The following is a 26788-nucleotide window of genomic DNA, read 5'->3' on the forward strand; positions in this document are numbered from 1 at the left end:
TTCTCCACCATGAAGATCGGATTTATCGGTACTGGCAACATGGCAGGCGCCATGATCGCCGGCATCAAGCATATGCACCCGGAATGGGAAATCCATGGTTACAACCGCAGCCATGGCAAGCTGATCGACCTGCAGAACAAATGGGGCGTGGTCCCGTCTGATTCGCTGGCTGAGATTGCGGCCCTGGCAGATTTCCTGGTCGTGGGCGTCAAGCCACAAGGTTATGACGCCATGCTGGCGCAGCTACGCCCGCTACTGCAGCCGCGTCACGTGCTTGTGACCGTAGCTGTCGGCTACAGCATTGAACGCGTACAGCGCCATGCTGGCGAGCAAGCCAAAGTGGTACGCAGCATGCCCAACACCCCGGCGCAGATTGGCCAGGGAATGAGCGCGCTGTGTGCATCGACCCACGTATCCGCAGATGAACGCACCGCCGCACAAAGCATCTTTGAAAGCTTCGGCCGGGCAATGTTCATTGAGGAGTCCCAGTTTGATGTGTTCTCCGCCGTAGCAGGCTCACTACCCGCTTATGTCTGTGTAATCATCGAAGCCCTGGCGGATGCCGCCGTGCAGCACGGCATGCCGCGCCAGCAGGCTTATGGGGTAATCAGCCAGGCGGTCATGGGGTCGGCGCAGCTGGTGCGTGATAGCAACCGGCATCCGGCAGAGCTGAAAGATCAGGTGTGCTCACCAGGCGGCACGACGATTGCTGCTATTGCTGCGCTGGAAGCGGGTGGACTGCGCAGCACGCTGATAGAGGCCGTCAGCGCCTGCATGGCCCGGACCAAAGTGCTCGCAGGCAAGTGATTGCCGGGCATGACAACAAAAAACCGGGACATGTCCCGGTTTTTTGTTTGCGTACATCCCGCTGAATCAACCCAGCTTCTTGCGGATTGCCGCTTCCACGCCCGCGCCGTCCAGCCCGCAATCAGCCAGCAGTTTGTTCTGCTCGCCGTGTTCAACGTAACTATCCGGCAGGCCCAGCAACAGCGTGTCAACCTGGATACCCTGTGCGCTGAGTGATTCCAGCACCGCACTGCCCGCCCCCCCCATGATGGCGTTGTCTTCTACCGTCACGATCAGATCGTGGCTGGCAGCCAGTTCTGCCAACAGCGCGTCGTCCAGCGGCTTCACGAAGCGCATATTGGCCACAGTGGCATCCAGTGCGTCACCTGCATGCAGCGCAGCGCCCAGACGGGTACCAAAGGACAGAATCGCGACCTTGCTGCCCTTGCGGCGAACTTCGCCCTTGCCCCAAGGCAAAGCGGTCATCTCTGGTTCGACTGTCGCGCCAATACCGCTACCGCGCGGGTAACGCACGGCCGTCGGGCCATCGTGCAAGAAGGCGGTGTAGAGCATTTGACGACACTCGTTTTCATCACCCGGGGCCAGAATGGCCATATTGGGGATACACCGCAGGAACGAGTAATCAAACGAACCCGCATGTGTCGGGCCATCCGCACCGACCAAACCGGCGCGGTCAATGGCAAACACGACCGGCAGGTTCTGCAGGGCGACATCGTGGACCAACTGGTCATAGGCACGCTGCAGGAAGGTCGAGTAAATCGCCACCACCGGCTTGACACCCTCACAGGCCATGCCGCCCGCAAACGTCACAGCATGTTGTTCGGCAATGCCCACATCAAAATAACGGTCCGGGAATTGCTCGGCAAACTTCACGAGACCCGAACCCTCACGCATGGCGGGTGTAATGCCGACCAGGCGCTCGTCTTTGGCAGCCATATCGCACAGCCACTCACCAAACACCTGGGTAAAGCTGGGCTTGCTGCTGCCAGATTTGCCAGTCATGCCGTTTTCCGGCGTAAACGGGGTGACCGCGTGATACTTGACCGGGTCAGCCACAGCCAGCTTGTAGCCCTGCCCTTTCTTGGTCACCACATGCAAAAACTGCGGGCCCGACAGCTTCTTGATGTTCGACAGCGTGGTGACCAGCGTGTCGATGTCATGGCCATCAATCGGGCCGATGTAATTGAAACCAAACTCTTCAAACAGCAAACCGGGCGTGAACAGCCCCTTGAGTTGTTCTTCGCTACGCTTGGCCAATTCACGCAGTGGTGGCACCTTGTCCAGCATGCGGCCAGACACATTGCGAAAACCGTTGTAGAACTTGCCCGACAGCATCTTGGCCAGGTAGTTGTTCAACGCACCTACGTTGGGTGAAATCGACATCTCGTTGTCGTTGAGGATCACCAGCAGATCGACATCCCGGTCGCCCGCATTGTTCAGGGCCTCAAACGCCATGCCAGCAGTCATGGAGCCGTCGCCGATAATGGCAATCGCTTTGCGGTTTTCACCTTGCAGTTTTGAAGCCTCTGCAAAACCCAACGCAGCACCGATTGAGGTACTGGAGTGGCCTACGCCAAACGTGTCGTACTCGCTTTCTTCACGCTTGGGAAAGCCCGCCAGACCGTTTTGCTGGCGCATGGTGCCCATCCGGTCACGACGGCCGGTCAGCACTTTATGCGGGTAGCTCTGGTGGCCTACATCCCACACGATCCGGTCATACGGCGTGTTAAAGACGTAATGCAACGCGATGGTCAGCTCAACCGCGCCCAGATTGGAGGCAAAGTGGCCACCGGTGGTACTGATAGAGTCCAGCAGAAACTGGCGCAACTCGCCCGCCACTTGCGGCAAGTCATCCTTGTTCAGGGCGCGCAGATCGGCCGGCAGATTGATTTGATCGAGCAATGTTGTCATGACTATGTTCTTTTAGCTGCGGCGTTCGACGATGAAGTCCGCCAGTGCCTGCAAACGGGCGGCTCGTTCGCCAAATGGCTTTAACGCGGCACGGGCTTCGTTCAACAGTTCTGCGGCCTTGTCCTTTGCGCCCTTCAGGCCCAGCAAGGACACATACGTCGGCTTGTGATTGGCGGCATCCTTGCCGACCGTTTTGCCCAGCGTGGCCGTGTCGGATTCTTCATCCAGTACGTCATCAATCACCTGGAAGGCAAGACCGATGCATTTGGCAAAATGATCCAGCCGCGCGCGTTCATCGCTATTCATGGGCTCGCCGCAATGCGTGCCCATGATGACGCTGGCACGGATCAGCGCGCCCGTCTTGAGAATATGCATCAATTCAAGCTCTGGCAGAGTCAGTGTCTGGCCGACACTGTACAGATCAATGCCTTGTCCGCCACACATCCCCAGGCTGCCCGAGGCACGCGCCAGGCTGGCTATCGCGGCGACCTGGTCTGCGGCGCGGGCAAATGGTGCGTGCGCCAGAACATCAAATGCTTGCGCTTGCAGTGCGTCTCCCGCCAAGAGCGCAGTGGCCTCATCAAAATGGACATGAACGGTGGGTTTGCCACGGCGCAGCACATCGTTGTCCATCGCCGGCATGTCATCATGCACCAACGAGTAGGCGTGGATCATTTCCACAGCGGCCGCAGCCGCGGCCATACAGGGCTCACTGGCTTTGACCAGGTCTCCGGCGGCATAGACCAGCAAAGGCCGCACGCGCTTGCCGCCATCCAGGACAGCGTAGCGCATGGCGTCATGCAGGCGCGAAGGCGCGTGCGAGAGCGGCGGCAGAAACTGATCGAGCGTATTTTCCATGCGCGTCTGAACGTCGCGCATCCAATCCTTGAAGTCGGTCAAGCTTGATCCCCATCCACTTTGAGGGTCTGCAGGCGGTCCCCTTCCAGGACCTTGAGCTGGCGTTCGGCGTCGGCCAGTTTGCTTTCGCAATATTGCAAAAGCTCCTGACCGCGTTGCCAGGCCGCGAGCGAGGCTTCCAGTGCCAGGTTGCCAGATTCCAGCTGGGCAATCAGTGCTTCCAGCTCGGCAAAGCCGGCTTCAAAATTCTCCGGCTGTTTGACTGTTTTGGGCATGGTGCAAAACTCGGCGGAAAATCCAGCGAACATAGCGTATTGGCGGGTTTGGCGTCAATGACAGGCAGATGACTGTTGCCTTGGGCAAGCGCATTGCCCTGATCATGCAGCAGGTCTATCTGGACTTCCCGGGCAAAGCACATCAACTAGATGTTGTTACTCATTGATCTAGCTCGTTTTTTGTTGCTTTGCAACATTTCTTACAGAATTGGCAATTAAAAATTCACGCGTCATAACACCTGAATCCTGAAAAAACAATTAAATACGCGGACTTACCAAGTCACACCGCTGTAACAAAAAAGCAATAAGCTGCCTGCGATTTTTACCGTTGTGGAAAGCAAGCCATGAAAATTGCCGCGCAGCTCAAACTGGTCAGCGTATTTACCGTTCTGGTGCTGATCTGCCTTGCCGGCTGGTTAGCTTTCAAGACATCCGGCCTCTCACGGGACTTTGCCCGTTATCGCAGCGCCCAGGACACCGTGGCAGAGCTCGGTGATATGCGCGCAACCATGCTGACGATCTCCCGACTGGACCCACTGAGCGAACATGCCCAGGCACAGCTGGATGCCGCCAATACCGAGGTTATGCAAAATGCACAACACGTCACCAGTGCGTTGGTGCATGACCAGGCCGATGCCCTGCAAGGCGGCCTGAAAGGTCATTGGTCCGCCTTTGTGCAGCAGTACCAAAGTGCCATCAAGATTGCCGCCACCAGCCCCCAGGATGCACTCAACATACCGGACCAGGCCTGGCATAACGAACTGGAACCCCTGCTCGCCACAGTTGAAACCCTGCGCGACAGGGCCAGCAAAGCGGGTCAGGAGGCGACCGGCACCATTGACAGCCATGTCCGGCAATTGCTGGCCGCCACACTGGCCCCGCTGATACTGACGGGCTTGCTGATCGTCGCCAGCCAGTTGTATTTCTCCCGCACATTGAGCCAGCGCATGCGCAGTATGAACAGTGTCAGCCAGCAATTGCAGACGGGCGATCTGACGCACCGGATGCCTGCAGGCAAAGACGAAATTGGCGAACTGGGCACGGCACTCAACCACTTTCTGGATCAACTGGCCGGTACGCTGCGCGAAGCACGTAGCGCGGCTCAGTCCACACGCACTGACGCAGCAGCGGTAACCCAACTGGCCCAGGCCATTCATGGCGATGCCAGTGAACAAACCCACCATTTGCGGGACATTGTTGATAGCAGCAGCACCCTGCGCGAAGCGGCCCTGCAAATGGGTACGCAAGCCGCGCAAGCGGGTGAGATTGCCCACGCCACGCAACAAGCCGTCGATGATGCCCATCAGGCCGGCGAAGCTTCACTGCTCCGCCTGCAAACGCTGGGCGAAGAATTTGCGATTACGGATCAGGCCATGCATGCGTTGGCAGGTTCAGTACAGGACATCATCCGGGTTGCCAGCGTGATCGAAAAAATTGCACAGCAAACCAATCTCCTGGCTTTGAATGCAGCCATCGAAGCAGCCCGCGCGGGTGAGAGTGGCCGTGGTTTTGCCGTGGTGGCTGATGAAGTACGTAAATTGTCGCTGGATACCACCAACGCCACCCAGAACATCCGCACGATACTCAGCGACACGGATTCCCGCACTCAGGCGACATTGACCGCCATGGCGGCAGCCAATGAACGCGTGGCACAGTGTCGGGATGATGGCGCCATTGTCGCGACGGCGCTGGAACGAATCAGTCAGGCCGCCGAACAGGTGAGCCGCATGATGGAAGGCATTGCCTCTGCCACAGAAGAGCAAGGAAGCGCGACGGAGGCTATCAACCAACGGCTGTCAGGCATCGGGGCAAGCGCGGGTCAAAGCATTACACGCACCCAGAATATGCTGGGCCAGATGCGCGCGCTGGCCGGCGTGGCCGATGGCATGGAACAACAGCTGACCGGGTTCCGCTTCTGATGCAGCGTTCTGCGGTCAATGCAGAACGCGGATTTCTTCCTGTGCCCAATCGTCGTTGATCAAGCCTGCCGGCGCGATGCCGGTGGACTCCATCAACCGTTGCGCAACACCCGCCGGTACGCCGCCCTGCAGCATGATCTGCATGACGTCTTGTGGCTGGCTGCCGGCCGCGAGGTTGTCCTCAGCCCATTCCAGCCAGTCTACGTAGTAATCCAGCCAGTTTGCGTCTTCTGTTTCCATGAGTTCGTCCACGTGCAAAGAGCGCATAGGATATATCCGATAAGAGAACGCAAACGGATACTTGTGTAAAATTGACGAAACCGTTTCTCACAAAAGAATCAGCTACTTGTGAGCATTTTTGCGCACACAATGCCAAACGGAGCCGCACGGGCTCCGTTTTTCTCAAAACACCTTGACGCGGATCAATGGCATTTACAGCGCAAAACGCATCGACAAATCAATCGCGCGGACATCCTTGGTGAGCTTGCCGACGGAAATGCGGTCCACTCCCGTTTCTGCAACGGCGCGAATGTGCTGCAGATCAACACCACCCGATGCCTCCAGCACCGCCTTGTCACGCGAAGACTGAACGGCAATACGCATATCGGCCAGAGTCATGTTATCCAGCAGGACTGACGTTGCGCCGGCATGCAAAGCTTCATTCAACTCATCCAGGTTTTCTACCTCGATCTGGATGGTGACGTGCGATGGTGCCAGTTCTCGTGCCGCCTTGAGCGCAGCGCCGATACTGCCCGCAGCCATGATGTGGTTTTCCTTGATCAAGATGCCATCGTACAAGCCAATCCGCTGGTTTTCGCCGCCCCCCACTTTCACCGCGTATTTCTGCGCCAGACGCAAACCCGGCACCGACTTGCGGGTGTCATACACTTTGGCTTGCGTACCGGCAATAGCATCGACATAACACCGCGTTTCAGTCGCGACACCTGAGAGCAACTGCAGGAAATTGAGCGCCGAGCGCTCGCTGGTCAGCAAACTGCGGGCCTCGCCTTCAATCCGGCAAAGCACTGTATTGGCGGCGACCAGATCACCTTCGGCCACTTGCCAGATCACCCGGCTGGCGGAGTCAACCTGGCGATAGACTTCTTCAAACCAGTCCTGCCCGCAGATCACGGCGTCTTCGCGTGCGATCACCGTCGCCACACCTGGGCGCCCGGCGGGGATCAATTGCGCGGTCCAGTCGCATTGGCCGATGTCTTCTGCCAGCGCGGCAGCCACATTGGCAGCAATCACGTGGCGGGCGGGCAAAGCCGGGTACAAAGGAGCGGTCATGCGGCACTTTCCTGGTTGCAAAAGTGCTTATTGTACCGGCCAGGGCAGCGGTGCGATGGCCGTTTTTATTTCCTGTTCAATCCGGGCCAGCGCGGCCGCGTTTTCGGCTTCAAGCCTTAGGGTCAATACGGGGGTGGTGTTGGAGGCGCGAATCAATCCAAAACCGTCCGGGTACTCAATCCGCAAGCCGTCTACGGTGATCAGGCTGGTAGACGTCGGGAACGTTGCCTGCCTGGCAATACGCGCAACGACGGCATGGCCGCCTTCTTGCACTGGTACCTGAATTTCCGGTGACGAAATGAACTGCGGCATGCTGTCGAGCAGCGCATCGAGGTCAACCCCGGCGGCGATCATCTGCACAATGCGCGCGCCCGCATACATGCCGTCGTCAAACTTCCATTGTCCAAACGCCAGGTGGCCCGATAACTCACCGGCTACCAGTGCACCCGTTTCTTTCAATCGCTTTTTCATGTGGGTATGACCCACGGCGATGACTTCGCTGGTCCCGCCCAGCTGCTCGACCCACACCGAGACCGCGCGGGTTGATTTGACGTCATACAGCACATGGCCGCCCGGATGGGCATCCAGCACAGCTTTGGCAAACAGCATCAGTATCCGGTCGCCCGGCACAATGCGCCCACTCCGGGTCACCACGCCAAGTCGGTCGCCATCGCCGTCAAACGCCAACCCGACAGCCGCACCAGTACTGATGACCGCCTTTTGCAGATCAACCAGGTTGGCCACCACTTGCGGGTCAGGGTGGTGATTGGGGAAATGGCCATCGACCTCAGTAAACAGGCCATGCACGGTGCAACCCAATTGCTCATAAAGCCGTGGCGCACTGGCACCGGTAACCCCGTTACCGCAATCAATCACGATCGAAAGCGGCTTTGCCAGCCGGTTCTGTTCGCATAGATCCCGAATATATTCAGGCGCTATATCCAGCGACTTCACGCTCCCCTGGCCGTTCACAAAATCATCGGCTTCAATCAGGTCAGCCAGCCCGGCAAGACGGCCATCACCAACCGTCACGCCGCCTTCCATGATCTTGATACCGTTGTAGTCAGGTGGGTTGTGACTGCCAGTCACCACGGCACCGCAGCCTTCGGACTTGTAGAGCGCTGAGTAATACATCTCCGGTGTCGCCGCCAGACCAAGATCCAGTACGGTGAGGCCACAATCAATCAAGCCACGTGTCAACGCGGCAGCCAGGTCCGGACTCGACAGGCGACCATCTCGTGCCACTGAAAACAAAGTGTGCCCCGCCCGCGCCACCATGGTCCCCGCAGCACGGCCGATCAAATACGCGGCCTCTGGCGTGAGTTTGTCTACGGTAGAGCGGACGTCGTAGGCTTTGAATAAGCTGCGATCGATGCGGGACATACTGGAACTCCTTGATCAGGGATTCTGCGTGGCCTTGTGAGCCCGCAGATGAGCATCAAAAAATGTGAGCAATGTGCGTGGCAACCAGGTCAATTGCCCCGGCGGCATGCCGTCAGCAAACCCGACATGACCCCCTGTGGCGGGCTGCAGCAGGGTCACTGCACCGGAGACCTCGCTCTGCACGGGCAGAATATGCGCCGGAACGAAGGGATCATTCTTTGCGTTAAGTATCAAAGTTGGCACGGCAATGCCTTTCAGATGCGGTTTGCTGCTCGCTGCACTCCAGTAATGGTCGACATCCCGAAAACCATGGAGTGGTGCGGTGACAAGGTCATCGAACTCGCGCAGCGTCACCGCGCGGCGGATCGCGTTCTGGTCGATGTGGACATCGGCGTGGAGCCGCAGCTTCACACTCATTTTCTTTTTCAGCGTGCGCAAGAACTCACGCGTGTAAATCTGGCGGTTCAGCCCTTTGTCCAGTACTGCACCGCATTCGGTCAGATCAAGCGGCGCACAAACGGCTGCGGCGCCATCGACCACCTTGCAAGCTTCATCGCCCTGCTCGCCCAACCACTTCAGTAGCGCGTTGCCCCCCAGCGATACACCGGCCGCAAAGACCGGTACGCCCGGATTTTGTTGCCGGATACGGCGCAAGACCCAGTCAATTTCGACTGAATCCCCTGCGTGATAGGCGCGCGGCAAGCGGTTGTCAAAGTCCCCACAGGAGCGGAAATGCGGGACTGCCCCCCGATACCCGGCCACCTGGGCAGCCGTAAACAAAGACAGCGAATAATGGCTGCGCGAACTGCCCTCCAGCCCGTGAAACAACACTAGCAGGGGTTGGTTTGCGGCACCATCCAGCCAGTCAATGGCGATCTGGTCGTCGTCGGGTGTATCCCAGGTTTCGCGGCGAAACTGTGGGCCACGGTGACCGAGTGCCAAAGCGGGATACAAGGTTTGCAGGTGACCGCCAGGCAGCCAGGACGGCGCGCGGTATTCGATAAACTCAGGCACAGAAAGACGGCGGGACATGGACGAAGGCTAGGACAAGGCAGAAGCAGGTTCAAGGCCAGCCCCGACCCGCACGCCAGGAGGCAGCAGGCCGGGCCCGGGTCGATACATCAGATGGCAATGCCCTTATCGTCGAACATGCCTTCAAAGAGGATGGAGCTGAGGTAACGCTCCCCCGAGTCCGGCAAGATCACAACGATGGTTTTGCCTGCATTCGCTGGCAGTTTGGCCAGACGCACAGCCACAGCCACCGCAGCGCCGGACGAAATACCCGAGAGCAACCCTTCTTCACGCGCCAGGCGGCGGGCGTACTCAACAGACTCTTCATTGGTGACTTGCTGTACATCATCAATCAGCGACAGATCCAGCACGTCTGGTACGAAGCCTGCACCGATCCCCTGGATTTTGTGCGGGCCGGGTTGCAGCGGCTGACCAGTGCGCTTTTGCGTCAGCACCGGGCTGTTGGTCGGCTCGACAGCGACCGAATGCAGCGGTTGTTTGCGCTCTTGTTCAAAGTAGCGCGATACACCGGTAATGGTGCCACCCGTACCTACGCCAGAGACCAGGATATCGACCTTGCCGTCTGTGGCATTCCAGATTTCCGGGCCGGTGGTGGCCACGTGCACTGCCGGGTTGGCCGGGTTCTTGAACTGTTGCAGCAAGACGTACTTGCCCGGATCAGACGCGACGATCTCTTCGGCCTTGGCAATGGCGCCATTCATGCCCTTGGCACCTTCGGTCAGCACCAGTTTTGCGCCGAATGCGGCCAGCAATTTGCGGCGTTCGAGGCTCATGGTTTCCGGCATGGTCAGGGTCAGCGGAATGCCTTTGGCAGCAGCCACAAACGCCAGCGCGATCCCGGTATTGCCGCTGGTGGGCTCTACCAGTTCTTTGCCCGCACCCAACAGACCACGTTGCTCGGCATCTGCAATCATCGCCGCGCCGATCCGGCACTTGACCGAATACGCCGGGTTACGACCTTCCACCTTGGCCAGAATGGTGGCCGGTGCGCCGTCTGTAATACGGTTAAGTTTCACCAGCGGCGTGTTGCCGATGGCCAGCGCGTTGTTCTCAAACCAGTGAGCCATGCGTGTCTCCGTTAAAAACCAGGGTAACAGGGTGATAAATGGGTTCAATACCCCGGCCACCAGCCAGGGCAGTCATTCATGATTTGCGGCGCTGGGCCGCCAATTGCAACGCCACGTCCGTCAGCACCTTGTAGGTTGCGCCCGTAGCGGAATCAAGTTGAGTCGTGGCGGCGATTTCCTGCGCGATGATACCCAGATCATTACGGGCAGCCGGGCCGGTCAGCGCTTGCGCAGGGCCAACCCGATCCAGGTTCGCCAGTGTGCCATCAATCAGCGGTTTGAGCGCAGACCACGCCGCTTCTCGTGGCACGCCCGCGCCTTCCATGCTGCGCAGTGCGGTTTCCATCAGCGCGACCAGATGGTTGCACGCCAATACGGCACCGGCGTGATACAGCAACTTGCCGGATGCCGGCATCGTAAAACGCTGTGCGCCTATACCATCAAACAGCGGCAAGAGGATATCCAGCGCCGCTGCATCGCCTTCGGCCGCGCACCATGTACCCGTAAAACCGGTGACGGCCGTCACCGGATCAGCGAATGAAAACAGTGGGTGTACGCTGGCGACGACGGCACCACCGGCGCGCAGCGGCGCAAGCAGGTCGCTCGATAATGCACCGCTGCAATGGAACACCACATCACCAGGCCGAACGTGCGCCCGCAACCGGCCTGCAGCGCCAGCAATCGCGTCATCCGGCGTGGCAATCAGCGTGATGGCGGCCGGTGCCAGATCATCCCAACCGGCTACACGGCCGGTGCCAATGAAGTCAGCCGCGGCGCGGGCGTGGGCGCAATCGCGGGCCAGCAGGTCAGCCACACGTACGCTGGCGCGTTCATGCCAGAGCCGCGCCAGCGTTTGCCCCAGCCTGCCGGGGCCGATCACATTCAATTGAGGAAGCAACATGACAGCAATTGGTAAAAAAAATGACACTGGCCGGATGTTACGCTGCTGTCCGCGCCAGGCAAACCGCCCATGAGTGCTATAACAGCACCAGTCCGCAGGGCCTGCCCCCGCCAGCCATCCCGCCAATCCGCCAAGAAGATGCGCAAATGACCCAGCCCGTAGATCCACAACAGATTGATGCCAGTGACCTGCCCACCGACCCGACCCGCCGCCGTGTACTGGAAGGCCTTGCCGCCGTCAGCGTGGCTGGCGTGCTACCGCTGGTGGCCGAAGACGCCGACGCGGCCAAAGCCAGGCCGCAACACACCGGCGGCCCGCTGGATGCGCGCTTGAGCGCACACGTGAAGAACATTGTGGTGATCTACCTGGAAAACCGCAGCTTCAACAATCTGTATGGCGACTTCCCGGGCGTGCTTGATCCCTTGTCATCGTTAACTGCCGCGCAATACACGCAGACCGACCGTAACGGCCAGCCACTGCCGACACTGCCCAAAATCTGGGGCGGACTTGTGCAGCGTGGCCAGACGGTCGGCGGCAAGTACTACATGATCAAAGAAGAACAGATCGACAAATTGCCTAATGCGCCCTTCCCGCTGAAAGACACCGAAGGCCAGCCGCTGCCAGAGGCCGTAATCACGCGCGATCTGTGGCACCTGTTCTATCAGAACCAGATGCAGATCAACGGCGGCAAGAACGACCAGTTTGCGGCGTGGGCGGATTCGGGCGGCCTTGTCATGGGTTATTACGACCAGACGGCCAGGAACCTGAACATGTACCAGATCGCCCGCCAGTTCACACTGTGTGACCGCTTCTTTATGGCGGCGTTTGGCGGCTCTTACATGAACCACCAATTCCTGGCGGCGGCGCGCGCGAATGTTTATCCGGATGTCGCCAACAGCGTTGCGGCCAAAAAGATCGCCAAGGTCGATGGTGGCCCACAGGGCACGCGCCTGACCCTGCACGCCGAAAACCCGGCCTCTGCCCTGGATGGGAAACCCAAATTCGCCAACGATGGTGCCATGACGCCAGATGGTTTTGCCGTGAACACCATGGCCCCACCCTACCAACCCAGCTTTATCAAGCCCGCCGCCGATGGCGACAAAACCCTGGCCGACCCGAATGACCCGGCAACCTTGCCCCCGCAAAGCTACGACACTATCGGCGATCTATTGACCCGCAAGGGTGTGAGTTGGGCGTGGTACGCGGGCGGCTGGCAAGCTGCGCTGGATGGCAAAGGCGGCCCGGACCAGCCGAACTTCCAGTTTCACCACCAGCCGTTCAACTATTTCAAGCAATTCGGCCCTGGCACGGCCGCACGCGCGGAACACCTGCGTGATGGCGGCATGGGTGACAGCCCGATGTCCAACCGTTTCCTGGCAGACGCCGTCGCCGGCAAATTACCCGCAGTGACGTTCTACAAGCCACAGGGCAACCTGAACATGCACGCCGGGTATTCGGATGTGGAATCAGGCGACCGCCACGTCGCCAACATCCTGATGCACCTGATGAGCTCGCCACAGTGGAAGAACATGGTGGTGGTTATCACCCATGATGAAAACGGCGGCTGGTGGGATCATGTCGCCCCGCCGCAAGGCGATCGCTGGGGCCCAGGTTCACGTATTCCGGCGCTGGTCGTGTCGCCGTTTGCCAGGCGCGGGCATGTGGATCACACCTTCTATGACACGACGTCCATCTTGCGCTTTATCAGTCGCGTGCATGGTTTGCCCAAGCTGGAAGGGATTGCGGAGCGGGACGCGGCATTCAAGTCCCGCGGCACGCAACCACCAGGGGATTTGACCGGGGCACTCCAGGTGTAACGCGTCCCGGGCCAGAAACAAAAAAGCGCAGCCGAGGCTGCGCTTTTTTGTTGGTCAGACCGCCGAAACGATCAGACTTCCACCCCACGGCTATGCAGATAGTCTTCATACCCGCCGACGTAGTAGGTATAAGTACCGTCGCCGTTCAGCTCCAGAATCTGCGTCGCCAGGGACGTCACAAACTGACGGTCATGCGACACAAACACCAGCGTGCCCTTGTACAGTTCCAGCGCCAGGTTCAAAGATTCAATCGACTCCATATCCATATGGTTGGTCGGTTCATCCATCACCAGCACGTTCGGGTTTTCAAGGATCAGCTTGCCGTACAGCATGCGGCCCTTTTCACCCCCGGACAGCACCTTGACCGACTTGTGCACGTCGTCGCCGCTGAACAAAAGCTTGCCCAGTACGCCACGCACCACCTGGTCATCGGTACCCGGCTGGGTCCATTGCTTGAGCCAGTCAAACAGGGTGATGTCTTCGGCAAAGTCGGCTTCGTGATCCTGAGCAAAGTAACCCAGTTGGGCTTTTTCGGCCCACTTCACGCTACCGGCATCCGGGCCCAGTTCGCTGACCAACAGCTTCATCAGCGTCGATTTACCCACACCGTTACCACCAATCACGGCCAGCTTGGCACCGGCTTCCATGATCATGGAGAGGCTCTGGATCAGCGGCTTGTCAAAGGACTTGGACAGGTTGTTCGCTTCAAAAGCCTGACGATGCAGCTTTTGCTTGTCTTCCATTTCAAAGCGAATGTACGGGTTCTGCCGCGACGACGGCTTCACCTCAACCATGTTGTCCTTGATCTTGTCGGCCAGCTTCAAACGGCTGGTGGCCTGACGGCTCTTGGACTTGTTGGCGGCAAAACGCTGGGCAAATGCCTGCAGTTCTGCCACGCGTTCTTTCGCCTTGGCGTTGTCCGTCAACAGGCGGGCACGCGCCTGGGTGGCGGCCAGCATGTAGTCGTCGTAGTTACCCGGATAAATGCGGATCTCGCCGTAGTCCACGTCTGCCACGTGCGTACACACCTGGTTCAAGAAGTGACGATCGTGCGAGATGATGATCATGGTGGATTCACGCTCATTGAGCGCTTCTTCCAGCCAGCGGATCGTGTTGATGTCCAGGTTGTTGGTGGGTTCGTCCAGCAGCAACACATCAGGATTGCTGAACAGCGCCTGGGCCAGCAGCACCCGCAGCTTCCAGCCCGGGGCAACTTCGCTCATCGGGCCATTGTGCTGTTCGGTGGGAATACCCGCACCCAGCAGCAAGGCGCCAGCGCGCGCTTCAGCGGTATAACCGTCAAATTCAGACACCACGCCTTCCAGCTCGGCGGCGCGCATGTAATCGTCTTCAGTGGCCTCCAGGTTGGCGTAGATGGCATCCCGTTCCTGGATAGCCGCCCACAGTTCAACGTGGCCTTGCATGACGACGTCCAGCACACGCTGGTCTTCGTAGGCAAACTGGTCCTGACGCAGCTTACCCAGACGTACGCCCGGATCAAGGCTAACGTTGCCGGCGGAAGGCTCCAGATCACCACCCAGAATCTTCATGAAGGTGGATTTGCCGCAGCCGTTGGCGCCGATCAAACCATAACGGTTGCCGTCACCGAATTTAACACTCACTTTCTCGAACAGCGGCTTCGCGCCAAACTGCATCGTGATGTTGGAAGTACTGATCATCTGTCGCGTTTTCCTCGTCGTCCGGCGTACGCGGCCGGAAAGCGATTAAAATTCAATATTTTGCCAAACCCGGCATTTTAGCATAACCGGACTAATCTCATGCGTTACGCCCAGCGTCTCTCTCATATCGAGCCCTTTCATGTCATGCGCATCCTTGAAGCGGCTCAGCAAATGCAGGCTGCGGGCCTCAATGTCATTCACCTTGAAGTGGGCGAGCCGGATTTCCCGACACCCCAACCCATCGTCGAGGCCGGGCTGAAAGCACTGGCAGAGGGCAAAACTCTTTACACCGGCGCATGCGGCATCCCGCAATTACGTGAGGCCATTGCCCGGTTTTATCAAACACGTTTTAACGTCATCGTTGATCCGGCGCGAATCATCGTTACCCCCGGTGCCTCAGGCGCCTTGCAACTCATTCTTGCGCTGCTGGTCGATCAAGATAGCGAAGTGCTGCTGACTGACCCTGGCTACCCGTGCAACCGGCATCTGGTGAGCCTGCTGGGCGGCACGTCAGTGAATGTGCCCGTGGGTGCCGATACGCGCTTTCAGTTGCTGGCCCCGCATATTGAACAACACTGGCATGACAAAACCGTGGCCGCACTGGTCGCCAGCCCGGCCAACCCAACTGGCACCGTGCTGGAGCCAACCGAGATCAAAGCCCTGGCACAGGCATGCAATGCACGAGGTGGCGCCCTGATTGTCGACGAGATTTATCAGGGGCTGGTGTATGGGCGTCCCCATGAGACAGCCCTGGCCTTGGGTGAAGACCTGTTTGTCGTTAACAGTTTCTCCAAGTATTTCCAGATGACGGGCTGGCGCCTTGGCTGGCTGGTCAGCCCACCAGAACATGTAGCCGCGCTTGAAAAACTGGCGCAAAACCTCTTTCTTGCACCGCCCACAGCGGCGCAATGGGCGGCACTGGCGGCGTTTGAGCCTGCGACGCTTGCCATTATTGAGGCACGGCGACAAGAACTGGACAACCGCCGGCAGTGCTTGCAAGGGGCGCTGGCACAACTTGGTTTTGGTATTCCCGCAACACCGCAAGGGGCCTTTTATCTGTGGGCGGATGCAGGACATCTGGGACGCCCTGCCGCTCATTTCTGCGAAGACCTGCTGGCCGCACAAGCCGTCGCAGTCACACCGGGTGATGACTTCGGTTCCCAGATCAATTTCTTACGTTTTGCATACACGCAGCCAACCCACATACTGGAGGAAGCCTGCAATCGAATTCATAACTACTTGATATCGGGTTGATTGTCGTAAGCTTTTGACTTAATCTTAGAGAAATCACAAGGAAACCCGCACCGGTTTATTCCTACAAAAACATGGTTCGCTGACATGGCTCAGGTGCAGCGAACCCCTGGATTCGATAGGCCAAGCAATGTTCGATTTCAAAGGACTGGTAGGCGCCCTGTTTATCAATCGCGCTGCCGAAGGGGTTCACGACTTCAAGTCAGCCACGCTGATGATGGCCGAACTGCCGGAGAGCGATATCCTTCAGGCGCAGATCGAGATCGTTAAAGCGCTGCGACAGCTCAACACCAACCCGGATGTCTCGTTCAAGGAACGCAGCCGGGCCGTGCCCTATCTGGATGAAAAAGCACGCGTGCTGCAACGGCACCTCGTGAATATCTGTGAAGGCAGCATCCTGGACGACAAAGCCAGCCCGCAGCAGGTATTGCCGACCATGCTGGCTTTCTGGCGCGAAATGGGCGATGCCTATCGCATCTGTATCAAGCAGGCGCTCCAGGGCACAACGCGTGGCCTTGAAAAAACCCTGCACCAGTTCACCTTGCGTGCGATCACCTATCATGGCGCGCACGCCAAATGGTGCTGGCTGCGCTACCTCGATGTCGAAGCCAACGCCTGGCGCAATCTGCATAAGTTATATCTGTACGCCGAAGAAGGCGGTTATACCGACGCGCCGCTGGCGGCCTGGGATGGCAGCCCCATGACGGACGTGCGCGGCGAATACCTGCAAACACTCATGTTGTCCCTGGCCACGCCGGACAAACTGCAACCGCGTCAGATTGAAACCGTCGCGCACTGGCTGGCCCGCTGGAGTGGCCTTGTCCAGATTGAAAAACACATCCGCCCGCACCATCAACTGTTTGCGGTCAATCTGGCCGGCTCTACGCCACCGAAACGCCTGCGCCGCGACATGGTGGGAGACAACTGGCGTTACTGGGGCACCGAAGCGCTGTCACGCCACATGGAAGAAATACGGGATGAACTCAAGCGCGGCGCCAACCCGTTAGCGCTCAGCCTCCCCGCAGACGCCGGCACCCCTGGTAACGTTGCTTTGTTGCAGCAAATGATCAATTTGTGGTCGCACGATGTACCACAGCCGATACGCAAACAAGAACGACGCGTGGCAGAGAAAAAAATCAGCGTGGTGCGCGGACTGGATCATATTGCCGCGTTCCTGCGTGGCCAACGCCCGGAAGACGGCCTGCCACTGGTACGCTGGTCTGTAGAAAACGAAAGCGATGGTGGCATGGCGCTGGTCTACCGCGCGGTAGACGATGACAAACTACAAGTCGGCGAAGTGCTGTGCATGGCCGGCTTCGGCAACAAGCCCTTCACGATCGGCGTGGTGCGGCGCCTGAACAAAACCCGCGATGGCCAGGTACACGTTGGGGTAGAAGCCCTGACGCAAACCCCGGTCGCCGTCGAGCTCACCCCGCTGCCTGGCCAACGGACGATCACCGCAATCTATGCGCCCGACAGCCTGAACCCCAATCACGGCCGCTTTATCATCGTGCCGGAAGCGTACTTTGCAGACGAGCGCGAGTTCCAGCTGGCGGCGCAAGGCAAGGCCTGGCGAATCAAGCTCACACCGGCCATTGAACTCAGCAACAACGCCGTGCTGACGCGCTTTAACGTACTGGAAAAAGTGGCCGTTTAACACAATCCACATTCCCCCCTACCCCAGCGGCGCGATACCCGCTAGAATACGCCCCTCAAACCGGAGGTCTGGGTGAGTGGTTTAAACCAGCAGTCTTGAAAACTGCCGAGGATGTGAGTCCTCCGTGAGTTCGAATCTCACGGCCTCCGCCAGATTGAAAGAATAAAGCCCTGATTCTTCAGGGCTTTTTCTTTACCCCTAGCAAGCAGCCCCACATTTAGCCCCACACTATCGTATCGCTGTTAATGGTGCTTCATGGCCATGGTGAGCAAATCATCGTGGCCGATCAATCCAGCTTCGCTCTAAAAAAATAACGTTCAGAGAAATGGCGATTCCGAAATCCAGCAGCCCTTCCTGCGGTGCGGGAAGCAAGGTCGGGTGCGCACGCTACTGGATTCTTTGTGTCGGGTTATCCGATGGATAATCGGTCAGAGTAGCCTGCGGGACTGGTCACACATATCTACTTTTGCCCTTGGCTGCTAGCGAGACAAGAATTTGTGAGTCCAAATGAAATTAGGACGTTGCTCTACGTGCATTTCTCGCTGTGGGGTGACAGGCCTGCCGGGCCGCAATGCCTTTTTGGTGCATTCAAGTCAGCGCAAGACCTACGGGAAATTATACATCGTGCATTGAAAGGTAATTGTGCACCACTGGACAGGATTGTTTTCAGTGCCCTCATTCGCATTACTTAGGCCCGATTATTCTCAATAAGCCCCCCCTTTGACGCTTTCGGGTGAGTTGATCAAGCGCGGCATTCTCTTTTATCCCAGTGTCCCTCCCCTGAGAAAGCGTTTCCAAATAGAACACGCAACTGGCATTTCTAACAGATGTATCATTTTTCCATCATTAAACTGACAATAATTGGAAGCAAATAAAATGACATGTATGTTGGCATGCACTTGTTAAGTGTAAGTACAAGCTGACGTGCAGCCCGCATTCGATGTTGAGCCCTAAGGCAGCGTAGGCTGCTTGTTTGCTTGATGCCAAGGGTAATAGTGTAAGAGTTTGGCAGGGCCGATTGATCACTTCACATCAGCGTAGTAGCAGTCCTCTTAAGCCAGCAGGTCCAGCGCTCCCGAAATCCGGACCACTTTAAAGGATGCAACTCATCATGAATCCGGTTGTATTCCAAGTTAATAAAAGCAACGACCGAAGAGTACGAAATGGAATAAGTTGTTTCCTTTCCATGATGGCAGCAATTGGATTGTTTAGCCTTTTCACATTCGCTTGCAGCAGAATGGCCTGGGCAGGCAATTCGCCGTGCTCGCAACAAGGAGAAAGTGCTGCTTGTTCCACGGCTGTTATCGACTTTACATCATGGGTTGGCGATACAACGGGGCCGGAGCCCACTGCTGTCGCCGCTGCAAGTGCTGTTCTGGCGGCCGTAAATTCACCCTGGTATGTAAAGCGTGCTTGCCGGCTTTATTACGATAATGGCGTGAATTGGTATTCCCCATTTCCGTGGGTGCGCTCGATTGCTTCGCCATGCCCGACAAGTGACGGTACCAATAACAGCAGTCAGTTGAGGTACGGTGGCGCAACTTACCCCAGAGGCTGGAGCATCTACTGGCCGGTTTACACAAACGGCAATGAGGTCACCGGAAAGCCTTCGCTGACCGACGCTGCCAGTCACGTCATGCAATACACCAGCTATGACGCCAACGGCGATTTGCAATCAATGACCGACCTCACCGGCAAGGCCAGCATCTTCACCTGCGATGCCCGCAACCGGTTCAAGACCCGTCAGGAAGACAGTGACCTAAGCACATGTGTCTACGATCCGGCCGGGCAACTTGCAGCCGCACAGGCCATGGTCACCACGAACCAGCAAACTGGCAGGGCGACGCCATGAACACCTGGCTCCGATTCCTCCGCAACGATAACGAAATCCGGCCCGTGCCCGAGTAGCAGAGGCGTGCCCGGCCGATACAAAACAGTCAGTTCCGCATCTCTAATCTTGGTGACGCTATCTTGCTCAAAAAACTACTCATCCTGGTTTTCTTTTTGCTTTGCCAGCAGGTGATCGCCGATGACAACGTAGGTAAATTTTGTCCTGATTGCTGGGATACGCCAAGCCGTGAGCGGGCAGCATACCCACCAGACTCGGCGACACTTCCGATGTCTCCGGACGGGACACAGGTCTATACATTAAGGAGCTATGGTCATCCTTGCGGACTCGGTTGCGCGGAGGCTGTAGTGTATGACCGGGTAATCACTTGGTGTTACTCCAATGTCGATGGTTGCGGCTCCCTAAATCCGAAACAGATTGTCGATACCTTAGGGTTCGCCGTTGTCTGCCGCGATCCATATATCGCCTACAACTATCAGATTCATCGCTGTTACAAGCCACCTTGCCCTCCAGGACAATTTTTTGGGCGCTCGACCAACACCTGCAAACAACAATGTGATAGCAATTCATACCTTTCAGTAAGCGGTACCTGCGTATCGCTACCCCCTTGCAGCGGCTCTCTGTGCCAGCGGCCTTCCGATGCAGATCCGGATGGTGGCGAGCCGTGTTACTGCTCGGGCAATCCGGTCAATACTGCGACCGGAGGCAAATTCCAGGAAGAGGCCGACTTGGTTTGGGGGCCTGGTCTCGTGTTCAGACGTTACTACAATGGATCTGGATTTTCCGGGTATGCCGACTTTGGTTTGGGTGGCGGCTGGCGCCACAACTATTCTGGACGCATCACGCCGGTCTATTCGACCAGCTACCGACTCCCCCCATTTGCAGATGTGGACCCTGACTGGATTTCGTCCGACACATCTTTTTTCATGTCCTCACCGGACACGATACAGCACTACGTCCTGGAACGAGCTGACGGGCGCAGTTATGCGTTTAACCTGGACGGCTCCCCGCTGGTAGCCAACGTCCAGAACCCATTCAGGATGACGGTCAACAACAATGGGTTTGCCGTCACGGATGGGGACAACACGGAGACATACGACAGTACCGGTGCACTGAAACAGATTCGGGCCAGGAACGGTCGAGTTCTGACTTTTACTTATGACCCATTGACTCTCGCCCTGACCCAAGTCAGCGATAATCTTGGGCACAAGCTCAGTTTTCAGTCTTTGGATGCCTATCATGTAAATTCTGTGTCCACCGGTAGCACCTCAATCACGTACAGCTTTGACGCGATGGGGCGGCTTAAAGCCGTGAACTATCCAGATGCGTCCACGCGTCAGTACCTATATACCGACAACCGGAATGGCAAGCTATTGACCGGGATCATTGACGAAAATGGGGTGCAATATGCCGCTTGGACTTACGACAATCAGGATCGCGCCATCACTTCATCCCATGCCGGTGGGGCGGATCTGGTGCAGCTTGCATATACGGGAACTGCGGATATGTCATCGCGCAGTACCAGCGAAACAGACCCGCTTGGGGCATCCAGAACTTCGAGTTTCAGCTACGTTGCATCCCATTCTGTACTAACGGCACGGACACAGCCTGCTGGAACTGGCAGTCCCGCAAGTAATGAGGCATTTACCTATGATGCCAACGGCAACATTACCAGCCACACGGATTTTGGTTCCCGCACGACCACCTATACTTACGACACTGCGCGCAATCTGGAAACCAGCCGCACCGAAGCCTCCGGCACGTCTCAGGCACGTACGATCAGTACAGTTTGGCATCCCACATTCCGTTTACCAACCCAGATCACCGAACCCAACCGCGTCAGCAACTTCACGTACGACACCAACGGCAACCTGTTGACCAAGTCCGTCACGGCCGGCGGCAAGACACGAACCTGGAGTTATACCTACAACGGTTTCGGCCAAGTGCTCACGGCAACAGACCCCGACAGCAACAAGACCACCTACACCTACGACGCCAGCGGCAACCCGACCAGCCTGACCGATGCCGCGAGTCACGTCACGCAGTACACCAGCTACGACGCCAACGGCAATCTGCTGTCGATGACGGATCCCAACGGCAAGGTCAGCGCCTTCACCTGGGATGCCCGCAACCGCCTCAAGACCCGTCAGGATGGCAGTGACCTGACCACGTACGTCTATGACCCGGTAGGTCAGTTGATCCAGGTGACCCTGCCCGATAGCAGCACGGTGACCTACAGTTACGATCCGGCTCACCGACTCACCGGCATCAGCGACAGTCGCGGGAACAGCATCACCTACACGCTGGATGCCATGGGCAACCACACTCGGGAAGACGTGAGCGATCCGGCCGGGCAGCTCGCAGCGGCGCAATCGCAGGTTGCCACCAGCCAGCAAACCGGTGGAGTGATGCAGTGATACTTGCTATGTACCGAAAACAAGGCATTTTGCTTCGCCAGGCATTTCTGTCGATGATCAACCCCGCCAAGACTCAGTATGTGAATTGGGGTGTAATACACCAAACATGCGTCTTGGCGATGGTAGCTTTAGCCTGTTTCTTTGCTTCCCCGCGAGCGGCAGCCGAGGCTTGTCCAGCCTGCTGGATCAATTACGGTTATGTAGGAAGCACAGCTGCCCCCTTGTCGGACTATATCGTCCCTTTCAATGGGGGGTGGTATGAGTACACCATTCATGATGGACCATTTCAGCCGAACAACGGTAACTGGTGGTGGCACGACACGTACAACAACCTGATGCATCAGTACTTTTACGATGGCCAAGGTAATCTGCATGTGCAGACAGGCATGCAGGGGTACGACGCGCTGATCTGCAATGAAGCTTATCCGTATTATTCAGCCGCGTTCCATAATTGCTTTTCTGAGCAGGTCCCCACTGACCCCTGCGATACATTGAAGGGGCAGACCTATGCCATCCAGCCTGGGTTTACCTGGATGTTCGAGGGCGGGGGCGGCAGCACCCTGGCTGCCAGTCACATTTCTTGCATCAATCGTTGTGTCGTATCCGGTGCCAGCAGCTCAATTTGCAGTACTACGCCAGCGGGTATGGCTGTTTGCACGGCTGGCAAAAATACCCTTACCAACACCGGGGTGACAGACCCGGGCTGTGTCGACGTATATGCAGTAGCCGATTCGGTCCCGCCAAAATCTACGCCAGGTGGTGGGTGTGGCTGTGACAATGATGGTCCGGGCAATTCCGGATCGGTGACCCGCAATGATCCCGTCAGCATCGGTACTCGTGAACAGGTCGAATCAGTTCTGGACATAGCCAACTTAGGCCCTGCCCCACTGACATTCAGGCGGACCTATTCTAGTCTCGCAGGTGGAGATCCGGCCTTGGGGTATGGCTGGCGCCACAACTACTCTGCCCGTCTGTTTTTCTACCCGGATTCGACCGGGAACGGGCCTGTTATGCTTGTGCGGAGCAACGGCCAGTACGTGCAATTTGATCCCACAAACAGTGGTGGCGCTAATGGGGATCAAACATACTCCTCAAATCCGGATGTCAACGATACCCTTGTCAAAACGACAGATCCCTTCACTCAATTTGCAGTATGGATCCTTCGGCACCCAAATCGGACGGTCGAGACGTTTGATATTAATGGTCGATTGCAACGGATCACCAATGCAGCCGGGCTTTCTGTATGGCTGAGCTACGACGGTCAGGGGCGCCTCATATTTGTTACAGACCCATTCAACCGTAGTCTGAGATTCGGCTATAAAGACCTGACTCTGCAAATCCGTAGCATCACCGATGTGGCTGGCGGTACCACTAATTATAGCTATTCGCCTGCGGGTTCACTCGAGTCGGTCACGTACCCGGATGGCGGCACCATTTGGTACAGCTACGACGAAACCAACATGCCATACCAACTGATCAGCATCACCGACCCGAATGGTATTGCCTATGTATCACTGATCTATGACCACGGCAGTTCTGCGCACTCCCAGCGTGCGGGGGGTGCCGACGCTTTGGAAATCACTGGCAGTGGCTCAACCGTGGTTGCAACGGATGGGCTTGGAAGTGTAACGACCTATTCCTTCACTACCATTGCCGACGTGCCACGCTGGCAGCAACAATTAATCAATTGCGGGGCAAGTTGCACCGGTGCGACGCTAAAAGCAAATTACGATACAGCCGCTAATCTACTTAGCCTTCAGGATGGGAATGGTGTCGTAACCACTTACACTTACGATCTGACGCGTAATCTGGAAACCAGCCGCACCGAAGCCTCCGGCACGTCTCAGGCGCGTACGATCACCACGACATGGCATTCAACCTTCCGGCTACCCACGCAGATCACTGAGCCTAACCGTGTCACCAGTTTCACCTACGATGCCAGTGGCAACCTGCTGACCAAATCAGTTGCGGCCGGCGGCAAGACCCGCACCTGGGCCTATACCTGGAACGGCTTTGGGCAGGTGCTCACGGCCACCGATCCGGATAACAACAAGACTACCTATACCTACGACGCCAGCGGCAACCTGACCAGCCTGACCGATGCCGCGAGTCACGTCACGCAGTACACCAGCTACGACGCCAACGGCAATCTGCTGTCGATGACGGATCCCAACGGCAAGGTCAGCGCCTTCACCTGGGATGCCCGCAACCGCCTCAAGACCCGTCAGGATGGCAGTGACCTGACCACGTACGTCTATGACCCGGTAGGTCAGTTGATCCAGGTGACCCTGCCCGATAGCAGCACCGTCACCTACAGCTACGACCCGGCCCACCGCCTGACCGGCGTCAGCGACAGTCGCGGCAACAGCATCACCTACACGCTCGATGCCATGGGCAATCACACACGTGAGGATGTGACCGACCCGGCCGGCCAGCTCGCCGCCGCCCAGACCCAGGTCATGACCAGCCAGCAGACCACCGGGGTGATGCAATGACGCCACCCGCTCGCAATCACAACACCAATAAATCAACCAGGGACCTTGAGATGCACCCAACCGCACGTACGGCGGGGAAGTGGAACTTGCTGGCACTGACCGCAGCCAGCGTGATCGGAGGGATCGCGTTGTTCTCCCCGGTCCATGCAGACACCAGCGCTTGCGCGGACTGGAGCAACAGCACCAGTTATGTCGCAGGAGACTGCGTGGCTTATAACGGGAAGCAGTACACCGCTAACTACGCCAATACTGGCGATAACCCGGCCAGCTACAGCGGTTCGACGGCACCGTGGTCTGCCACCGGCGGTAGCACTTCATTCACCTCGGCTGCGACGACCTCGCCATTGGCCACCAGCGGCAGCGTACAGATTCAGTCACTCGCCGCAGAGCGCGCAGTTGCCACGGCCACGCCAGCGGCGACGGTCGCCTCCGGCCTGCCGGCGCATGTATCCACGGTCAGTACCATCAACACTTATGACGCATTGGGTCGCCTTGTCACCGCCATGGATGGCAAGGGCTTCCAGACCACCTACACCTACGACGCCAACGGCAACCGTCTAACGAGTAAGGATGCGCAGGGTTACCTCACCAGCTACCAGTACGATGCGCTGAACCGCCTCACCCAGATCACCGACCCCAAGAACGGCATCACCAAAATGGCGTATGACGCCAATGACCACCTGGTCACAGTGACCGACCCCAAAGGCTTCGTCACCACATACAACTATGACGGTCTCGACAACCTGCTCAGCCAGGTCAGCCCGGATACCGGTACAACGACCTATACCCAGGATGCCGCTGGTAACGTCAAGACCAAGACCGACTCGCGCGGCAAAACCGGCACCTATACCTATGACGCGCTGAACCGGGTGAAATCAGTCGCCTGGGGTGACCAGACCTGGACCTTCAACTGGGATACGGCTACGAATGGTGTGGGTCGACTGGGTAGTTTCAGCGACCAGGATGGTACGACCACCTACACGTACGATACCCAGGGTCGTGTGACCTCCTCCCGCCGCGTCGCAGGTACGCTCTCCCAGACCGTGGGGTATGGCTGGAGTGCCGGCAACCGATTGACCGCTATCACTTATCCGTCCGGACTTCAGGTCGCCTACACCTGGAGCAATGGCGTCATCACAGGCGTTACCATCAATGGTAACCCGCTGGCCAGCAACATCGTCTACCAGGCGTGGGGTGCCCCGCTCGCCTGGACCTGGGGTAACGGCCAGTTGTGGGGGCGCAGTGGCGATGCCGCTGGCTACACCACAGCCCAGACCACCGGTGATGCGGTGCGCACCTACCAGTATGAGGGACGGGGTAATATCACCGACATTGCCGACAGCACCCACCCGACGCTGGAACAGATCTTCCAGTACGACGAGCTGGATCGCATTACCCAGAACAATGCTGCTGGCGTGGTCTACAAGTACACGTACGATGCCAACGGCAACCGCCTGAGCCGCAGCAATGGCAGCACCAATTACCCCTACGTGTATGACACCGCCAGTAACAAGCTCAAGAGCATCGGCGCCATTGATGCCTTCGACTACGATGCGGCCGGTCTGCAGGCTCACGCCTTTGGCATCCACAACCTGTTCGACAATGCCGGGCGCCTGTACTACACCCACTCATCGGCCGGGGACAATTCCTTCCGCTACAACGCTTTCGGCCAGCGAGTCAGCAAGAACACGCCCGCACTCAGTCTGCGCTTCATGTACGACGAAGCCGGACACCTGCTGGGTGAGTACACCGCTACCGGTACCCCGGTGCAGGAAACGGTTTATCTGGGCGACTGGCCCATTGCCACCGTCCGCCCGGTTAGTGGCGTCTCCACGGCCTACTACGTCTGGCCTGATCACCTGGGCACCCCCCGCCAGGTGACCGATGCCACCAGCAAACAAGTCCTCTGGCGCTGGGATAGTGAAGCGTTTGGCGATCTCGTGCCCAACCAGGACCCACAAGGCACTGGCAACACGTTTGTCTACAACCTGCGCTTCCCCGGCCAGTACTGGGACGCGGAGTTCTATCGGTCCTATAACGGCGCCCGGGATTACAACCCGTTCCACGGGCGGTATATTGAGAGTGACCCGATCGGGCTGGCGAGTGGGCAGGCTTCGACGTATGCATATGTGGCGGGAAACCCAGTAAAGCAGTCCGACAGTACTGGCCTTGACGGAACT

The 26788-nt window shown here is 57.8% G+C and carries 19 protein-coding genes and 1 tRNA gene; 10 read left to right on the forward strand and 10 right to left on the reverse strand.

All coding sequences use genetic code 11. The features are described from left to right. Positions 1-9 precede the first annotated feature (9 nt). Positions 10-807, forward strand: coding sequence for a pyrroline-5-carboxylate reductase (gene proC / locus IEX44_RS06055; protein ID WP_188690228.1), 798 nt, complete (start codon positions 10-12; stop codon positions 805-807). Positions 808-873: 66 nt separating this feature from the next. Here the strand turns inward: proC and dxs are convergent, their stop codons facing one another. The 3 genes from dxs to IEX44_RS06070 are packed head-to-tail and all read right to left on the reverse strand — an operon-like array spanning position 874 to position 3851. Further along, positions 874-2718: a 1-deoxy-D-xylulose-5-phosphate synthase gene (gene dxs / locus IEX44_RS06060; protein ID WP_188690232.1), complete on the reverse strand. Its 1845-nt coding sequence runs from the start codon at positions 2716-2718 to the stop codon at positions 874-876. A 12-nt stretch (positions 2719-2730) separates the two neighbouring features. Then, positions 2731-3597, reverse strand: a complete 867-nt coding sequence (locus IEX44_RS06065) for a polyprenyl synthetase family protein (RefSeq protein ID WP_188690235.1) — start codon at positions 3595-3597, stop codon at positions 2731-2733. Between the two features lie 17 nt (positions 3598-3614). After that, positions 3615-3851: an exodeoxyribonuclease VII small subunit gene (locus IEX44_RS06070; protein WP_188690238.1), complete on the reverse strand. Its 237-nt coding sequence runs from the start codon at positions 3849-3851 to the stop codon at positions 3615-3617. A gap of 344 nt (positions 3852-4195) precedes the next feature. On the opposite strand from IEX44_RS06070, the gene IEX44_RS06075 reads away from it, so the two are divergent. Next, positions 4196-5770 (forward strand): methyl-accepting chemotaxis protein, encoded by a 1575-nt coding sequence (locus tag IEX44_RS06075; RefSeq protein WP_188690240.1) that lies wholly within the window; start codon positions 4196-4198, stop codon positions 5768-5770. Between the two features lie 15 nt (positions 5771-5785). Here IEX44_RS06075 and IEX44_RS06080 read toward each other — a convergent pair whose 3' ends face one another. The 6 genes from IEX44_RS06080 to IEX44_RS06105 form a co-directional block, all read right to left on the reverse strand. Next, positions 5786-6037, reverse strand: a complete 252-nt coding sequence (locus IEX44_RS06080; RefSeq protein WP_188690242.1) for a hypothetical protein — start codon at positions 6035-6037, stop codon at positions 5786-5788. Positions 6038-6202: 165 nt separating this feature from the next. Then, positions 6203-7060, reverse strand: coding sequence for a carboxylating nicotinate-nucleotide diphosphorylase (nadC, locus tag IEX44_RS06085; RefSeq protein ID WP_188690245.1), 858 nt, complete (start codon positions 7058-7060; stop codon positions 6203-6205). Positions 7061-7087: 27 nt separating this feature from the next. Further along, positions 7088-8443, reverse strand: a complete 1356-nt coding sequence (locus tag IEX44_RS06090) for a phosphomannomutase/phosphoglucomutase (protein ID WP_188690248.1) — start codon at positions 8441-8443, stop codon at positions 7088-7090. Positions 8444-8458: 15 nt separating this feature from the next. Next, the gene (locus IEX44_RS06095; RefSeq protein ID WP_188690251.1) at positions 8459-9475 is read right to left on the reverse strand and encodes a YheT family hydrolase; all 1017 of its coding nucleotides are present in this window, start codon (positions 9473-9475) and stop codon (positions 8459-8461) included. A gap of 89 nt (positions 9476-9564) precedes the next feature. Further along, entirely contained in the window at positions 9565-10542 is a 978-nt protein-coding gene (gene cysK, locus IEX44_RS06100; RefSeq protein WP_188690256.1) for a cysteine synthase A, read from the reverse strand. A 76-nt stretch (positions 10543-10618) separates the two neighbouring features. Further along, a complete protein-coding gene (locus tag IEX44_RS06105; protein ID WP_188690259.1) occupies positions 10619-11443 on the reverse strand; it encodes a Rossmann-like and DUF2520 domain-containing protein in 825 nt (274 codons plus the stop codon). A gap of 146 nt (positions 11444-11589) precedes the next feature. On the opposite strand from IEX44_RS06105, the gene IEX44_RS06110 reads away from it, so the two are divergent. Beyond that, entirely contained in the window at positions 11590-13260 is a 1671-nt protein-coding gene (locus tag IEX44_RS06110; RefSeq protein ID WP_188690262.1) for an acid phosphatase, read from the forward strand. 71 nt (positions 13261-13331) lie between these two features. Here the strand turns inward: IEX44_RS06110 and IEX44_RS06115 are convergent, their stop codons facing one another. After that, positions 13332-14939 (reverse strand): ABC-F family ATPase, encoded by a 1608-nt coding sequence (locus tag IEX44_RS06115; RefSeq protein ID WP_188690264.1) that lies wholly within the window; start codon positions 14937-14939, stop codon positions 13332-13334. 99 nt (positions 14940-15038) lie between these two features. On the opposite strand from IEX44_RS06115, the gene IEX44_RS06120 reads away from it, so the two are divergent. The 7 genes from IEX44_RS06120 to IEX44_RS06150 form a co-directional block, all read left to right on the forward strand. Beyond that, the gene (locus IEX44_RS06120; RefSeq protein WP_188690267.1) at positions 15039-16193 is read left to right on the forward strand and encodes a pyridoxal phosphate-dependent aminotransferase; all 1155 of its coding nucleotides are present in this window, start codon (positions 15039-15041) and stop codon (positions 16191-16193) included. A gap of 127 nt (positions 16194-16320) precedes the next feature. Beyond that, entirely contained in the window at positions 16321-17847 is a 1527-nt protein-coding gene (locus IEX44_RS06125; RefSeq protein ID WP_188690270.1) for a cyclic-di-GMP receptor FimW-related protein, read from the forward strand. A gap of 62 nt (positions 17848-17909) precedes the next feature. Then, a tRNA-Ser gene (locus IEX44_RS06130) sits at positions 17910-17999 on the forward strand. A 947-nt stretch (positions 18000-18946) separates the two neighbouring features. Next, positions 18947-19699, forward strand: a complete 753-nt coding sequence (locus tag IEX44_RS06135; RefSeq protein WP_229678777.1) for a hypothetical protein — start codon at positions 18947-18949, stop codon at positions 19697-19699. Positions 19700-19818: 119 nt separating this feature from the next. Further along, positions 19819-22113 (forward strand): DUF6531 domain-containing protein, encoded by a 2295-nt coding sequence (locus tag IEX44_RS06140; RefSeq protein ID WP_188690282.1) that lies wholly within the window; start codon positions 19819-19821, stop codon positions 22111-22113. A 221-nt stretch (positions 22114-22334) separates the two neighbouring features. Next, positions 22335-24608, forward strand: a complete 2274-nt coding sequence (locus IEX44_RS06145) for a DUF6531 domain-containing protein (RefSeq protein ID WP_229678778.1) — start codon at positions 22335-22337, stop codon at positions 24606-24608. Positions 24609-24658: 50 nt separating this feature from the next. Next, the coding region (locus IEX44_RS06150) for an RHS repeat-associated core domain-containing protein (RefSeq protein ID WP_188690286.1) at positions 24659-26788 on the forward strand (2130 nt) is incomplete at its 3' end.

Source organism: Silvimonas amylolytica, assembly GCF_014645555.1.
Lineage (GTDB): Bacteria > Pseudomonadota > Gammaproteobacteria > Burkholderiales > Chitinibacteraceae > Silvimonas > Silvimonas amylolytica.

What these genes read in the sequence shown, in the direction of transcription:
- IEX44_RS06075 (WP_188690240.1), top strand. Translation starts at nt 4,196, where the DNA reads ATGAAAATTGCCGCGCAGCTCAAACTGGTCAGCGTATTTACCGTTCTG.
- IEX44_RS06135 (WP_229678777.1), top strand. Translation starts at nt 18,947, where the DNA reads ATGCAACTCATCATGAATCCGGTTGTATTCCAAGTTAATAAAAGCAAC.
- nadC (WP_188690245.1), bottom strand. Translation starts at nt 7,060, where the DNA reads ATGACCGCTCCTTTGTACCCGGCTTTGCCCGCCCGCCACGTGATTGCT.
- IEX44_RS06115 (WP_188690264.1), bottom strand. Translation starts at nt 14,939, where the DNA reads ATGATCAGTACTTCCAACATCACGATGCAGTTTGGCGCGAAGCCGCTG.
- dxs (WP_188690232.1), bottom strand. Translation starts at nt 2,718, where the DNA reads ATGACAACATTGCTCGATCAAATCAATCTGCCGGCCGATCTGCGCGCC.
- IEX44_RS06120 (WP_188690267.1), top strand. Translation starts at nt 15,039, where the DNA reads ATGCGTTACGCCCAGCGTCTCTCTCATATCGAGCCCTTTCATGTCATG.
- IEX44_RS06070 (WP_188690238.1), bottom strand. Translation starts at nt 3,851, where the DNA reads ATGCCCAAAACAGTCAAACAGCCGGAGAATTTTGAAGCCGGCTTTGCC.
- IEX44_RS06080 (WP_188690242.1), bottom strand. Translation starts at nt 6,037, where the DNA reads ATGCGCTCTTTGCACGTGGACGAACTCATGGAAACAGAAGACGCAAAC.
- cysK (WP_188690256.1), bottom strand. Translation starts at nt 10,542, where the DNA reads ATGGCTCACTGGTTTGAGAACAACGCGCTGGCCATCGGCAACACGCCG.
- IEX44_RS06090 (WP_188690248.1), bottom strand. Translation starts at nt 8,443, where the DNA reads ATGTCCCGCATCGATCGCAGCTTATTCAAAGCCTACGACGTCCGCTCT.
- IEX44_RS06095 (WP_188690251.1), bottom strand. Translation starts at nt 9,475, where the DNA reads ATGTCCCGCCGTCTTTCTGTGCCTGAGTTTATCGAATACCGCGCGCCG.
- IEX44_RS06125 (WP_188690270.1), top strand. Translation starts at nt 16,321, where the DNA reads ATGTTCGATTTCAAAGGACTGGTAGGCGCCCTGTTTATCAATCGCGCT.
- IEX44_RS06065 (WP_188690235.1), bottom strand. Translation starts at nt 3,597, where the DNA reads ATGCGCGACGTTCAGACGCGCATGGAAAATACGCTCGATCAGTTTCTG.
- IEX44_RS06105 (WP_188690259.1), bottom strand. Translation starts at nt 11,443, where the DNA reads ATGTTGCTTCCTCAATTGAATGTGATCGGCCCCGGCAGGCTGGGGCAA.
- IEX44_RS06110 (WP_188690262.1), top strand. Translation starts at nt 11,590, where the DNA reads ATGACCCAGCCCGTAGATCCACAACAGATTGATGCCAGTGACCTGCCC.
- proC (WP_188690228.1), top strand. Translation starts at nt 10, where the DNA reads ATGAAGATCGGATTTATCGGTACTGGCAACATGGCAGGCGCCATGATC.